Origin of the sequence: Aliihoeflea aestuarii, from assembly GCF_024105665.1 — a bacterium.
GTDB lineage: Bacteria > Pseudomonadota > Alphaproteobacteria > Rhizobiales > Rhizobiaceae > Aliihoeflea > Aliihoeflea aestuarii.
Genome location: NZ_JAAAMK010000001.1, coordinates 169,228 through 183,599, shown reverse-complemented (window position 1 = coordinate 183,599; position 14,372 = coordinate 169,228). Strand labels below are relative to the sequence as shown.

Sequence of the window (14,372 nt, the reverse complement as noted above, 5' to 3'; positions counted from 1 at the left end):
ATGCGTCCTCAGATATCGCAATCGTCAAAGACAGGTCGATTGCAAGATGCATAGTCCAAAGAGGAGCCGGGTGCAAAAAAGGGCTCCCGGATGTCTTGAGCGATTCCCCTTAACGTTTCGCCGCAGATGCGTTCAGCCGGCATGCCGATGGGTCATGGAAAAATAGCCAACGACAAAAGTAATTGCATTCGTCAACTAAATATCGTTAGCTGCCGTTGGGTGAGCACAGGAAGCTGCGACATGCTGGCGCCAGGCCAAAAAGGATATGTCGATACGACGGCCGACGATCGGGGGCTGGACCTCGATGTTCTCGGCGGCACGCTCAGCTTCTTCATCCGGTCGCTCGACATCGCGGTGTCGCGCGATCTCGACGAGAGGCTGAAGGGTCTCGAAGTCGCCAGGGGCAAGGGCAAGATCACCACGCTCCTGCTGATCGACAGCCATCCGGGCATTCGCCCCTCCGAGATCGCCGAGCGGATCATGAAGGACCGCGCGCACGTCACCCGGATCATCGACAGCTTTATCGCCCACGACATCGTCAGCCGGCGCACCGCCGATCAGGACAACCGCGCCTACGAGCTTTGCGTGACCGAGCATGGAGCCGCGCTTGCCAAGCAGGTGCGCGAGATCGTCATCGCGCAGGAGGAAGCGTTCTTCGGGCCGTTGCTCGGCAAGAAGGATCACGACGCGCTCGTCGAGACGCTTCAGAAAATCTACCTCAAGCTCGTTCCGAAGGCGGGCATCTGATGAGAACCGTTCTGGTCTCCGGTGCAAGGCGGGGGATCGGCGCGGCCATCGCAGCACGGCTGCTTGGCGAGGGGCACAATGTTTCGATCGGCCTGCGCGGCGGCGAGCACCCCGACTGGGCCGGCGATGCTTCGCTCCGCCCCTATGTCGAGCGGCTGCACCTCGTCGATTACGACGCGCTCGACAGGAATGCCGCAACGCGCTGGGTCGGCGAGGCGCGAGAGCGGTTCGGCTCGATCGACACGATCGTCGCAAATGCCGGGATCATGATCGCCAGATCGGTGATCGAGGCCAATGACGACGATGTGCAGGCCATGTTCGACGTCAATGTGCAGGCGCCGCGCAGGCTCGCCAAAGCCGCCTGGGACCAACTCGCAGAATGCGGGCAGGGGCGGGTCATTATCCTCAGCTCGTTGTCCGGCAAACGGGTGAAATCGGCGAAGGCCGGAAGCTACGCGCTGACCAAATTCGCCGCCACCGCGCTGGCGCACGCGATCCGCCATGCAGGCTTCGACCTCGGCATCCGCGCCACGGCCGTCTGTCCCGGTTTCGTCGCGACGGACATGGCGTTGGGCGTGTCCGACCGCCCTCCCGAATTGATGACCGATCCGCGCGATCTCGCACGCATCGTGTCGCTTCTGATTTCGCTGCCGAACGAGGCAAGCGTCGCCGAATTTGCCGTCAATTGCCAGATCGAGGAAAGTTTCTGATGCCGGGTCCCTACGTCACTCCTGTTCATGGCGATGCCGAACTGCCTGGGGAGGTCGACGTCGTCGTCATCGGCGGCGGGATCATCGGCACGTCCACGGCGCTCGAACTGGTCGAGCGGGGCCTGCGCGTCGCGCTGTGCGAGAAGGGCGGCATCGGCAAGGAACAGTCGAGCCGCAACTGGGGCTGGGTGCGCATATCGCGCCGCGACCCGCGCGAAGTGCCGCTGATGGCCGAGGCGCTGCGGCTGTGGCCCAATCTGAACGAACGCACAGGGCGCGAGACGGGTTATCGCCGCGCCGGCATCATCTTTACCTGCGCGACCGACCGGCAATATGCCGATCACGAGAAATGGAACGAACTGCTCACGCCCTATCAGTTCGAAAGCCGCATGGTTTCGGGCAACGAACTGCGCAATCTCGTGCCGGACGTCAACATGGACCTCAAGGGAGCGCTCTACACCGCCGTCGACGGGCGCGCCGAACCGCAGCTTGCCGCACCCGCCATCGCCGAGGCGGCGCGCGATCGCGGCGCGCATGTGCTGACCGAATGCGCGGTACGCGGCATCGAAACGTCGGGCGGGGCCGTGAGCGGCGTCGTGACCGAGCGCGGCGCCATTGCGTGCAGCGCGGTCGTGCTCGCGGGCGGGGCCTGGTCGAACCTCTTCGCCGGGAATATGGGCATCGATTTCCCACAGCTCAAAGTGATGAACTCGGTGCTGCGCACCAAGCCGATCGAGGGCGGGCCGGAGCAAGCGATCTGGCACAGCGACTTCGCCATCCGCAAGCGCAGGGACGGGGGTTACACGATCGCGTCCGGGCACGAGAACATCGTGCGGATCGTGCCGAAAAGCTTCCGCTATGCCCGCCAGTTCCTGCCGGCCCTGCGCAAGGAATGGCGGTCGCTGAACCTGCGTTTCGGGCTGAGCTTCCTCGACGAAGCGCGTATTCCCACACGCTGGTCGCTGAATGAGCCGAGCCCGTTCGAGTATAATCGCGTGCTCGATCCCGTACCCAACAGGCGCCTTTCGGATGCCGCGCTCGGCGCCGCGCAGCGTGCCTTCCCGGCTCTGGCGAACGCCGAAATCGCGCAGCGATGGGCAGGCTATATCGACGTGACGCCGGACGCCGTGCCGGTGATTTCGCCCATCGACAAGGTGCCCGGTTTTTTTCTCGCCTCGGGCTTTTCAGGCCATGGCTTCGGCATCGGGCCGGCGGCGGGCAAGCTCATGGCGGATATCGTGACGCGAACGACGCCCGTGGTGGATGCGAAGGACTACCGTTTCAGCCGGTTTACGGACGGCTCGAAGATCGAGCTGGTTTCCGGGTTCTGACCGGCAGGAATCCGGCCGGCGCGCAGCCGGCCGACAAGCAGGCGGCGAGACAAGCCGCGGAAGAAGAGAGCAAAGGGGAATTATCATGACGAACCGAAAGAACGCTTTCAGCATAAATCGCCGGCAAAGCCTTGCATTCATGGGTGCAGCCGGTCTTGCCGCAATCATTCCGGGCTTCGGACGCGGCGGAGCGGCGAACGCGCAGACCGACCCCACCGGCCAGGTGATCGTCGGATTCTCGCAGGAACCGACCGTCTTCAACCCGCACCTCCCGCATATCGAGGTCGATGAAGGCGTTTATTACGCGGTCTTCGATCCGCTGATCGATGTCGATCCGGACGGCAACTTTTTCCCGCTCCTTGCCGTCGAGGTTCCCACGCAGGCCAATGGCGGCATATCGGAGGACGGCAAAACCTGGACCGTGAAGCTGCGCGACGACGTGACATGGCACGACGGCACGCCGTTCACCGCCGAGGACGTGAAGTTCACACTGGAGCTTCTCGTCAATCCTGATTTCAGAAGCTGGCGGCGCAACGGCCATGAACTCATCACCGAGATCAACGTCATCTCGGACACGGAGATTTCGTGGACGATGGAGCGCTCCTTCGCACCCTACGCCTCGATCCTCGCGACGACCTTCATCGTGCCCCGGCACGCCTTCGAGGGTGTCGATCCCAATTCGGCGCCGTTCAACAACAGCCCGATCGGCACCGGCCCGTTCAAATGGCAAAACCGCGTGGCGGGCGATCACATCGAACTCGTAGCCAATCCGGATTATTTCGGCGACGGGCCGTATCTCGAACGGCTGGTGCTCAAATACATCCCGGACCTGACGGTGCTCTACACCCAGTTCCGCAGCGGCGACGTCGATGCGGTCGGCGTGCAGTGGATCACCCCGGATCACTATGCCGAGGCAAGCACGCTTCCCGGCCGCGTGGTCGATATTGCGGGCAGCGCGACCTTCGAATCGCTGACCTTCAACCTGCAACGTCCGCAATTCCAGGATCGGGCCGTTCGCGAGGCGCTTTATTACGCCATCGACAAGCAGTCGATCATCGACGCGCTCTATTACGGCGTGCCGAAGCCGACCGAAACCTACATGCCGCGCGAATATGCCTACTTCAATCCCGACCTTCCGCAGCACGAATTCAGCATAGAGCGTGCCAACGAAATCCTCGACGAGGCGGGTTGGGAGCGGGGCGACGATGGCATTCGTGCCAAGGACGGAGTGCGCCTGTCCTTCACCAACTCCACGACTGCCGGCAACCATCTGCGCGAACAGGCACAGCAATTCCTCCAGCAGACATTTGCCGAGGTGGGCGCGGAAATGACGATCTCGAACCTGCCGCCGGCCGTCATGTGGGGCGACTACTGGATGATGTCCGAATTCGACACGGTCATCGTCGGCCTCAATTGCTTCGCGGGACCGGATCCGGACACGTCCGACTATTTCCGCTCGACATCTTCTCCGGCAACCGGCGGCAGCGGCCAGAATACCTGGGTCTACAACAATCCCGAGGTCGATGAGCTTCTGGTCGAGGGCGCAAGCCTGATGGCGCAGGAGGAACGCCTGCCGATCTATCGCCGGATCCAGGAGATCATGCGCGAGGATTTGCCGTTCCTGCCGATCTTCCAATACGCGGTGGTGCGCGGCAAGAAGGAAGGCCTTGAGGGCTACGCGGCCAACATCAACAACCGCATCGACACATGGGACGTGCGTAGCTGGAAATGGAGCTGACGTCGCCTGTTCCAGCCCGCCCATAGGACGGGCCGGGACGATGTCCGGTCGCGAAGGGCCGCCCCGGCGGTCCTTCCGGCAAACATTCGGAGTTGTCGATGCTGCGCTATCTGCTTTCCCGGTTCTGGCAAAGCCTGATCTTGCTGGTCCTCGTATCCCTTATCGGGTTCTTCGTGCTCAATCTGGCGCCCGGCGGACCGTTGTCGCAATATGCGCTCACGCCGGGCATGACCAAGGAGGCGCTCGACCGTCTGGCTGAACAGATGGGCCTGAACCGGCCGCTGATCGTCCAGTATCTCGATTGGTTCGGCCGGCTCTTGCGAGGCGACTGGGGCAACAGCTTTCGCGATGGCCGCCCGGTGCTCGACGTGATTGCCGGTCACCTCTTCGCGACGCTCCTGCTGATGGGGGCATCCACACTTTTGTCCGTCGCGATCGGCGGCTGGATCGGAATTCGCAGTGCGCTGAAGGAAGGCTCGCCCTTCGACTACGGCGCCACGATCTTCGCCATGGTGGCACTGTCGATCCCGACCTTCTGGTTCGGCCTTGTCGCGATCTACGTCTTCTCGTTGCAGCTCGGCTGGTTCCCGGCCGGCAATATGTACACGATCGGCGACGGCTCGCTGGGCGATTATGCCATCCATCTGGTGATGCCGGCGGTCGTTCTGGCGCTGGTAAATGTCGCGGTCTGGAGCCGCTACATGCGATCCGCCACGCTGGACGTTCTGGGGCAGGACTTCGTTCGCACCGCCAAGGCAAAGGGCCTGCCGCCGCGCCGGGTTCTGATGAAGCACATCGTCGGCAACGCCATGGTGCCGATGATCACGCTTGCGGGCCTGCAACTGCCGACACTTCTGAGCGGCGCGCTGGTGACGGAAACGGTTTTCACCTGGCCGGGCATGGGGCGCCTGTTCCTCGATAGCCTCGGCTACAACGACTATCCGGTGGTGATGGGACTTTTGATGTTCTCCGCGATCCTCGTGATCGTCTGCAACCTTCTGGCCGACATCTTCGTCGCGCTGGTCGACCCCCGCATTCGTCTGGATTGAGAGGAGCCACAAGATGACACTCGCTTCTCCCGCGCACCCCGCACCCCGCCAACGCTTCTGGCGAAGCCGCGCGTTCCGCCGGTTCAGCCGCAACCGGCTGGCGCTCATCGGCCTGGTGATGATCTTCGTGCTGACGCTGGCCTGCTTCTTCGGCCCGTATCTTCTCCCCTTCGACGAACTCTATATCGACCTGCGCGCGCGCTTCGCGCCGCCGGGAACGGGCGCGCATATCTTCGGCACCGATCCGCTCGGCCGCGACATTGCCGCGCGACTTTTCGTGGCCGGCCAGACATCCTTGATCGTCGGCTTCGCGGCGATGCTGATCTCGACCGTGATCGGGGTTCTGATCGGCGTGATCGCCGGCTATTCGGGCGGCCGCCTCGGCGCGTCCTTGATGCGGCTCGTCGATGCGTTCTTGTCGTTCCCGGCGATTTTCCTGCTGTTGACACTCGCCGCCTTCGTCAGCCCCAGCGCGATGATGATCACCCTCATCATCGCGCTCACGAGCTGGATGGAGGTCGCGCGCATCGTCGAGGCGGAAATCCGTTCCTACCGCGACCGCGATTTCGTAATGGCGGCGCGAATGCTCGGCCTGTCGCGCAGCCACATCATGTTCCGCGAACTCCTGCCGAACGTGATGGGGCCGATCATGGTGGCCGCGACCCTGACGGTCGCCCGCGCGATCCTGATGGAAGCCTATATCAGCTTCCTCGGCTACGGCATCCAGCCGCCGCTGCCGAGCTGGGGCAACATGCTGAACGGCGCGCAGCAATATCTCGCCAGCGCGCCCTGGCTCGCCATCGTGCCGGGCGTCGCCATCACCCTGGCCGTCACCGGGTTCAACTTCATCGGCGACGGCTTGCGCGATGCGCTCGATGCACGGGCGGATCACCGGGCATGACGTCGCGCTTCTCCCCCTTCGACCGCTCGCTCTGGTACGCAACCGCCCCGGCGGCGCCTGCAATGGAGCCGCTTCGGGGAGAGGCGCGAGCCGATGTCTGCATCGTCGGTGCCGGCTATACGGGCCTTACGACCGCGCTGGAACTGGCGCGCTCGGGCGCGTCCGTCGTCGTGCTGGAACGCGAGGAGGTCGGTTTCGGCGGTTCGGGCCGAAATGCCGGGCACTGCACGCCCACCTTCACGCATTATTCGCTGGACGAGTTGCGCCGCATGCTGGGCGAGAAGTGGGCCGAACGTCTCATCGCCCGCCAGACGCGCGCCAACGACAAGGCAGCCGCCTATATTCGCGACTACGGCATCGAATGCGACTGGGTGCAGCAGGGCTACGTCATGGGCGCCCTGCGCCGCGGGCAGATGGCGGCGCTGCACGCCAAGACCGAAAGCTACAACGCCGTTGGAGCCCGGACGCGCGTTCTCGATCGGCATGAAACCGAGGCGATCACAGGCAGTCCGCGCTTTTTCGGCGGCTGGCATCATGAGGAAGCGGGCCATCTCCAGCCGCTCGCCTATGCGCGTGGTCTTGCTGGAGCGGTGCTGCGTGAAGGCGCAAGCGTGCATCCCGGATCGCCGGTCTTAGGATGCGAGCGCGCCGGCAGCGGCTGGAAGGTCACGACACCCGACGGTCACGTCGTTGCCGATCGCGTGATCTTCACGACCGGCGCCTATACGGTCGGCGGCTGGCCGAAGCTCGACCAGAGCTTTCGCATCCAGCGCGTCTTCGTCGCGGCGACGAGGCAGCTCGACCCGGAATTGCGCGCAAAACTCTTGCCGCGCAACACGACGATGCATGACGGAAGGGGTGACATCTACGTCTACAAATGGGACGGCACCGGGCGCATCGTCGCGTCGATGTTTCCGATGGGCCGACGCGGGCAGGACGAGGGCTACACCCGCGAGGTTCTGGCCGACCGGCTGAAATGGCTGCATCCGGACATCCGCGAGGACATCGTCTGGGAATATCTCTGGTTCGGCGAACTCGACATGCAGTACCGCACGGTGCCGCGGCTCTACGGCCTTGCGCCGGGCGTCGTTGCGCTTACCGGCCTTTCGGGGCGTGGCGTGCCGACCGGCACGATGCTCGGCGGCATCCTGTCGGACTGGGCCAAGGGCACGCCCGAAGCGGACCTCGACCTCAAAATCGAGCCTCTGCACCGCGCGCCGGCATGGATGGCCGTCGCGCCTGCGCTCAAGCTGCGCCAGATGCGCCACTATGAAAATCTCACCGCCCGGCTCGCGGGCGATCCCCTCCCACCTCACGCCTGACAAGGAATTTCGATGAGCAACGTGACCCATATTTCCGCCGATGAAAACCTGACCCCTGGCCTCGATGCCGAAGATGGCAAGGCCAAATCGTATCGCCGCCTGATCTGGGAAGACGATGGCGCGTCCGAGACCGCGACGAAGGTGGCGGTCTGGATCGCCGAGCCGGGCGTATACGCTTACCCGCCGCGCGATCTGGAAGAAACCTTCGTGGTTCTGCAGGGCGAGGCGAAGCTACGGCTCGGCGAGGGCGATCTGCAGGATATCGGACCCGGCTCGATCGTCCGCGTACCGAAGGGCGTCGCGCCGTGGCTGGAAGTGCTGTCGCCGTTCCGCAAAGTCGCGACCGTCGTTCCTAAACCCTGATCGTCAACCGATCCGCAAAGGGCATCCCATGAGCGAAGCCGTTCTGTCCGTCAAAGGCCTCACCGTGTCCCTGCCGTCCGGCATGGACCGGCAATATGCGGTGAAGGACGTCAATTTCGACCTCAATGCGGGAGAGATCCTGTGCATCATCGGGGAGTCGGGCTCGGGCAAGTCCGTCACCGCCAGCACGGTCATGGGATTGCTCTCGCCGGCGATGAAGGTGGTGTCCGGTAGCATCCATTTCAGGGGCGACGACCTTTTGACCTTGCCTGAGCGCGCCCGGCGCGATCTTCGCGGCAAGTCGCTGTCGATGATCTTCCAGGATCCGCTTTCCGCCCTCAATCCGCTGATGACGGTCGGCGCGCAGATCGACGAGACGCTGGTCGCGCATGGCTGGAAGGATTCGGCCAAACGCGACGCCAAAGTGCTCGAACTCATAACCGAGGTCGGTCTGCCCGACCCTGAATTGCTACGGCATCAATATCCCTTCCGCCTGTCCGGCGGGCAAAGACAGCGGATCATGATCGCCATCGCGCTCGCGCTCGATCCGGATATCCTGATCGCGGACGAGCCGACGACCGCACTCGACGTGACGACGCAGGCCCAGATTCTCGAACTCATCCGCCGCATCCAGCGTCGCAAGGGCATGAGCGTCATGTTCATCACCCACGATTTCGGTGTCGTGGCCGATATCGCCGACCGGGTGGTCGTGATGGAGAAGGGCGATCTCGTCGAGCAGGGTAGTGCCGAACAGGTGCTGCGCGCGCCCGAGCATCCCTATACGAAAAGGCTGATCGCAGCCGTGCCGCGCCTTCGCGAACACGATGCCGAAGCCGGTCAGGCGCCTCCGATCGTGCTGAAGGTCGAGGGGCTGGAGAAGACCTACCACCTCAAGGGCGGGCTTTTCAGGAAGGAACGAACGGTCCACGCGGTCAGCAACGTGGCCTTCGAACTGCACAGGGGCAAGACGCTGGGCGTGGTCGGTGAAAGCGGCTCCGGCAAATCGACGATGGGCAAGGTGCTGATGCGCCTGTCGGACGCGGATGGCGGCAGCATCGAGTTCGACGGCAAGGACATTCTGGCCATGAGCGAAAAGGAGTTTCATCCCTATCGCCTGCGCATCCAGATGATCTTTCAGGACCCGTTCGCCTCGCTCAATCCGCGCCAGACGGTGGGCACGTCCCTTGTCGTCGGGCCGATCGCGCACGGCATGCCGGGCGGCGCAGCGCGCGAAAAGGCACGCGACATCCTTGCCCAGGTGGGGCTCGATCCCTCCGCCTTCGATCGCTATCCGCATGAATTCTCAGGCGGCCAACGCCAGCGCATCGGCATCGCGCGCGCCCTGATGTGCGATCCCGACCTCATCATCGCGGACGAGGCCGTATCGGCGCTCGACGTATCCATCCAGGCCCAGATCCTCGAACTTTTGGCAAAGGTTCAGCGGGAACGCCATCTGGCCATGATCTTCATCACGCACGATCTGCGCGTTGCCAGTCAGATTTGCGATGAGGTATTGGTCATGCATCGCGGCGAAGTCGTCGAATCCGGCCCTCCGGCGCGCATTTTCCGAAATCCGCAACGAGATTACACGCGCCAACTCGTCGCCGCGATTCCCGGGGATTTGTAAGTGCGGACGCAAGCGCCTGACCGGCGATGCCTAGAGCATTGTCGTAGTAGGGAATATCATAATATGATGAGCTTGAAAGCTCAACAGGCAATTCGAAATTACAAAGTTTCAACAAGTGGATAGATGACTTACGGCATTTGACGTTACGTTGACATTGAAATTTAGTCATCATATGTCTGGCGCGCCGGACGCAGGAATATCGCCGCCCGGCATTTGATCCGGGAGGGATTCGCGCGTCCATGAGCAGTCAGATCTACGATCACGAGCAGGTCCGCTCCTTTGCGGTCGAATGTCTGGAGGCGCTGGGGCTTGAGCCGCGGATCGCTTCGGTTGTCTCCGGGCGGATCGTGGATGCCGACCTTGCCGGCCACGACACGCACGGCATGGCGCAATTGCCGCGCTATCTGCGCGAGATCGATCAGGGGCTCACCACGCTTTCCGGCGACATCGAAACGATATCGCGGCGCGGCGGCTGCCTGATGTTCGACGGGCGCATGATGCCCGGCCATTGGGTCGTCGAGCGCGCCATCGAATCCGCACTCGATCTGGTGCCGGAGCAGGGCGTCGTCAGCGCCGCCGTGCGCCGCAGCCAGCATATCGGCGCGCTACAGGTCTATCTGCCGTCGATCACGCGGCACGGTTATCTCGGCATCATCTGGGCAACGGATTCGAAGGTGCGCAGCGTCGCGCCTTTTGGTGGACTCGATCCGGTGTTGACCAGCGAACCGGTCGCGGCGGGGCTTCCCACGCGCGGCGATCCGATCCTGATCGATACCACGACGTCATTGACGAGCAACGGATTTGCCGGACGCGCCAAGGCACGCGGCGAACGCCTTCCATGGCCGGCGCTCCTGTCCAATACGGGCGAGGTGACGGACGATCCGACCGTGCTCGACACCGATCCGCCGGGTTCTATTTTACCGCTCGGCGGCGCCGAGCACGGCTACAAGGGCTACGCACTGGCGATGCTGGTTAGCGCATTGTCGCTCGGCCTGCCGGGATGGGGGCGAGCGACAGGAGAAAAGACGCAGGGCTTCTTTCTTCAGATCATCGACCCGGCCGCGTTCGGCGGGCGTGAGGCCTTCCTCGACGAGACCGACCTCATGGCGCGCGAGACGCGGCAATCGCGCGCGATCGATCCGCAAAGGCCCGTGCGCGTGCCGGGCGACGGAGCGCTTCATCGCAGGGCGCGGCAGATGCGCGACGGGCTGGAATTGAGCGACGGGATCGTCGGTGCGCTGCGGCCATGGGCGGACAGGCTCGCGGTTTCCCTGCCGGTCGCCAGATAGGGCGCGGCGCGTCCAATGAAGAATTATGCAGAAAGGTGCAGGGCAATGACGAACATCGTTATCCACGGCGAAACCGCCGCGATTTACGCGCAGGATTTCAAAGCTGCCCTGAAGGCGGATGCTCGCGTCGATATCCTGCCGGATGCGCTGGAAACGCAAGCCGACATAAGCGCCTATCGTCAGGCCGATGTCCTGATCGGCAACCGGTTCGGCGCCGCGATGCCTTTGCCGGAACGCGCGCTTCTCTATCAGGTCTGCGCGGCGGGTTACGACAAGATCGATCTCGACCGCCTGCCTGCGCAACTCGCCGTCTGTAATTGTTTCGGCCACGGCGATGCCATCGCCGAATATGTGATGGCGGCGATACTCCTTCGGCAGGTTCCGATCGCACAATCGCACGCCGCCTTGAAGGAAGGAGACTGGACCCATCGCGCCGGAACCCGGTCGACCTTGCGCCGCGAGATCGGCGACATGACGATCGGCCTTTTAGGCTACGGCCATATCGGAAAGGCGATCGCGCGGCGGGCCAAGGCATTCGGCATGAAGGTCCATGCGGCGAACCGCAGCATTATTGCCGAGGCGGGCGATGTCGACCGGTATTTCCCGATGAATGCCCTTGCGGATTTCTACGGCGGTTGCGATTTCGTCGTTGTCTCGCTGCCGCTGAACGAGCAGACCGAGGGGCTGGTCGATGCGGCGGCCTTTGCTTCCATGAAGCCCGATGCCACGATCATCAATGTCGGGCGCGGCCCGGTCATCGACGAGCAGGCGCTGTTTTCCGCCTTGAAGGAAGGGGTGATAGGCGGTGCGGTGATCGACACCTGGTATCGGTATCCAGGACCCGGCGAGACGACGGGCCGCCCCGCGACGCTGCCGTTCGAAACGCTGCCCAACATCATCATGACGCCGCACAACTCCGCCTGGTCGACCGGCCTTGTGCGAAGGCGCGGGCAGGAGATGGCGGCGAATGTCGATGCGCTTCTTTCAGGCCAGCCCTTGAACGATCTGGTGCGCGCCGCGCGTCTCGAACAAGCAAATTAAGGGCAGGGGCGCATGAAGATCATCGGACTTGAAACCGTTCAGGTCGAGGAATTTTCCAACATCGTATGGGTGCGCCTGCACACGGATGAAGGTCTCGTCGGCCTTGGCGAGACGTTCCGCAATCCGCTGGCGGTCATCGCCTATTTGCATGAAACCTGCGCGCCCTATCTTCTCGGCAAAAATCCGATCGATCGAACCGCCATCTCACGGGCGCTGCGCGACGAGGTCGGAAACAATTTCAAAGGATTTCCAACGCGCAGCGTCGAGATTCGCGGCAATTCCGCCGTCGACATCGCACTGTGGGATCTGTGCGGCAAGGCTGCCGGCCAGCCGATCCATACGCTGCTCGGCGGACGCTCGCGCGAAAAGATCCGCATGTACAACACCTGCGCCAACAGCGAATACAACAACAAGGTTCGCGCCGGCTACAATCAGCAGATTTTCAGCCGGGACGAGCCGCCGCCCGCCCGGATCGGCCGTCACGAAGATCTCCTGTTGCAGGTCTACGAGCCCGCTCGTCTGGCGCAGGAACTCTTGGACGAAGGCATCAGCGCCATGAAAATCTGGCCGTTCGATGTCTTCGCGCGTCGCAATGGTGGCATGCACATCACGCCGCAGCAGATACGTGAAGGGCTGTGGCCGATCGAGCAGATCCGCAATGCCGTCGGCGACCGGATGGAGATCATGATCGAGTATCACGGCCTGTGGAAAGCGCCGCCGGCCATCGAGATCGCCAATGCGCTGAGCGACTACGGCATCACTTGGCACGAGGACCCGATCGCGCTCGACAATTTCTCCGACCTTGCCGAATTTCGCCGGCAGTCCGGCGCGCGGGTGGCGGCGAGCGAAAATCTCGGCACGACGCAATGGTTTCGCGAAGCCTTTACGCGCGGCATCGTGGACGTGGCGACATTCGACGTGACATGGACCGGCGGTCTGTCCGAAGCGCAACGCGTCACCCATCTGGCGGACACGTTCGATCGGCCGATCGCTCCGCACGACTGCACCGGACCGGTCACGCTTCTGGCCAATCTCCATCTCCTGGCGCATGCGCCGAACGGATTGATCGCCGAAACGGTTCGCTCTCATCTGGACGGTTTCTATCGGACGGCGATGACGGACATTCCGAAGGTCGAGAACGGCTATATCGCCCCGCTCGCCGGGCCGGGGCTGGGCGCTGAATTCGATCCGGAGTTCCTGAAACGAAGCGACATCCTGCGCCGCGTCAGCGGCGTGTGCGCCACGCAATGAACTGACAGGCTGCCACATCAATTATCATACGAATTTGCGCGTAAATTGCGTTTGCGGGCGCACGAAGTATGATGCGTGCCAATCAAACAGACGGGTGTCAGTGCAATGCATTTTTCGAGACAATCGGGCGGGCGGCCAAGTCTGGCGGCCAAGGTCATCGAGACGCTTACGGAGCAGATCGAAAATGGCGATTACGCGGTCGGCGATAAGCTGCCGACGGAGCCTGTGCTGGTCGAACGCTTCGGCGTCAGCCGCACCGTCATCCGCGAGGCGATCGCGGCCTTGCGTGCCGAGGGGCTTGTGGAATCCAAGCAGGGCATAGGTGTCTTCGCGCTCGGACCCCGGCAGTCGTCCGCGCCGCTCGCTCTGTTCACGGAAGCGACCAGTCGCATATCGGACATCATCGAGGAGATGGAAATCCGCATCGGGGTCGAAGTCGAGGCGGCGGGCCTTGCGGCGCTTCGCAGTTCGCCGGCGCAGGAAGCCGATCTCGAAGCGCAAATCCAGATATTCGCGAGGCTCGTTGAGGAAGGCAAATCCACGGACCAGGCGGATTTCGAGTTTCATCTCGCGGTTGCGGCCGCGACCAACAATACGCGGTTCAAATCGTTTCTCGACCATGTCGGACGGCGCATCATTCCGCGCGTGAAGTTCCGCAATCTCATGGGCGGCGTCGATCCTCTTCCAAATCGCGATGACATTCTTCTCGCCGAGCATGTCGAGGTTGCCGAAGCGATCTGGGCACGCGATCCCGAGCGCGCGCGGGCGGCGATGCGCAAGCATCTCCAGGGCGGGATCAAGCGCTATCGCGCACTGACGCGGCCCGGTCTGGCGAAAAAGGCCGATCCGGTTGACGAACCCTCAAACTCATAATAGAACTTAATAACAAGAGATGTGATGACTTGGTGGACGGTTTTTGCCGTTCGTCGGCCCGTCGAACGGCCGGTCAGGTCTCGCGCTCTATAAACTGGAGGACTGGAGTCCGGCCGCAGGGCCGGTCTTG

The 14,372-nt window shown here is 63.0% G+C and carries 13 protein-coding genes; all 13 read left to right on the top strand.

Annotated elements, in window-relative coordinates; translation table 11 throughout:
- The first annotated feature begins 240 nt into the window (after positions 1-240).
- The 13 genes from GTW25_RS00905 to GTW25_RS00845 all read left to right on the top strand — a co-directional run bounded on the left by GTW25_RS00905 (position 241) and on the right by GTW25_RS00845 (position 14,242).
- Complete coding sequence (locus tag GTW25_RS00905) at positions 241-747, top strand: MarR family winged helix-turn-helix transcriptional regulator (RefSeq protein ID WP_252910108.1); 507 nt, start codon at positions 241-243, stop codon at positions 745-747.
- Positions 747-1,457 carry an SDR family NAD(P)-dependent oxidoreductase gene (locus GTW25_RS00900; protein ID WP_252910107.1) on the top strand — a complete coding sequence of 237 codons (711 nt, stop codon included), beginning with the start codon at positions 747-749 and terminating at the stop codon, positions 1,455-1,457. The genes GTW25_RS00905 and GTW25_RS00900 overlap by 1 nt, the downstream gene beginning before the upstream one ends.
- Positions 1,457-2,788, top strand: coding sequence for an NAD(P)/FAD-dependent oxidoreductase (locus GTW25_RS00895; protein WP_252910106.1), 1,332 nt, complete (start codon positions 1,457-1,459; stop codon positions 2,786-2,788). Before GTW25_RS00900 ends, GTW25_RS00895 begins: the two co-directional genes overlap by 1 nt.
- Positions 2,789-2,873: 85 nt before the next feature.
- Positions 2,874-4,526 (top strand): peptide ABC transporter substrate-binding protein, encoded by a 1,653-nt coding sequence (locus tag GTW25_RS00890; RefSeq protein WP_252910105.1) that lies wholly within the window; start codon positions 2,874-2,876, stop codon positions 4,524-4,526.
- A 98-nt stretch (positions 4,527-4,624) separates the two neighbouring features.
- Positions 4,625-5,575, top strand: a complete 951-nt coding sequence (locus tag GTW25_RS00885; protein ID WP_252910104.1) for an ABC transporter permease — start codon at positions 4,625-4,627, stop codon at positions 5,573-5,575.
- 13 nt (positions 5,576-5,588) lie between these two features.
- Positions 5,589-6,476, top strand: a complete 888-nt coding sequence (locus GTW25_RS00880) for an ABC transporter permease (RefSeq protein WP_252910103.1) — start codon at positions 5,589-5,591, stop codon at positions 6,474-6,476.
- Entirely contained in the window at positions 6,473-7,798 is a 1,326-nt protein-coding gene (locus GTW25_RS00875; RefSeq protein ID WP_252910102.1) for an NAD(P)/FAD-dependent oxidoreductase, read from the top strand. Before GTW25_RS00880 ends, GTW25_RS00875 begins: the two co-directional genes overlap by 4 nt.
- Positions 7,799-7,810: 12 nt before the next feature.
- A complete protein-coding gene (locus GTW25_RS00870) occupies positions 7,811-8,161 on the top strand; it encodes a cupin domain-containing protein (RefSeq protein ID WP_252910101.1) in 351 nt (116 codons plus the stop codon).
- 28 nt (positions 8,162-8,189) lie between these two features.
- Positions 8,190-9,788: an ABC transporter ATP-binding protein gene (locus GTW25_RS00865; RefSeq protein ID WP_252910100.1), complete on the top strand. Its 1,599-nt coding sequence runs from the start codon at positions 8,190-8,192 to the stop codon at positions 9,786-9,788.
- A gap of 239 nt (positions 9,789-10,027) precedes the next feature.
- Positions 10,028-11,077: an Ldh family oxidoreductase gene (locus GTW25_RS00860; RefSeq protein WP_252910099.1), complete on the top strand. Its 1,050-nt coding sequence runs from the start codon at positions 10,028-10,030 to the stop codon at positions 11,075-11,077.
- 45 nt (positions 11,078-11,122) lie between these two features.
- On the top strand, positions 11,123-12,118 hold the full coding sequence (locus tag GTW25_RS00855; protein WP_252910098.1) for a 2-hydroxyacid dehydrogenase: 996 nt from the start codon (positions 11,123-11,125) through the stop codon (positions 12,116-12,118).
- A 12-nt stretch (positions 12,119-12,130) separates the two neighbouring features.
- A complete protein-coding gene (locus tag GTW25_RS00850) occupies positions 12,131-13,369 on the top strand; it encodes a mandelate racemase/muconate lactonizing enzyme family protein (protein ID WP_252910097.1) in 1,239 nt (412 codons plus the stop codon).
- Positions 13,370-13,474: 105 nt separating this feature from the next.
- Complete coding sequence (locus GTW25_RS00845; protein WP_252910096.1) at positions 13,475-14,242, top strand: FadR/GntR family transcriptional regulator; 768 nt, start codon at positions 13,475-13,477, stop codon at positions 14,240-14,242.
- Positions 14,243-14,372 lie beyond the last annotated feature (130 nt).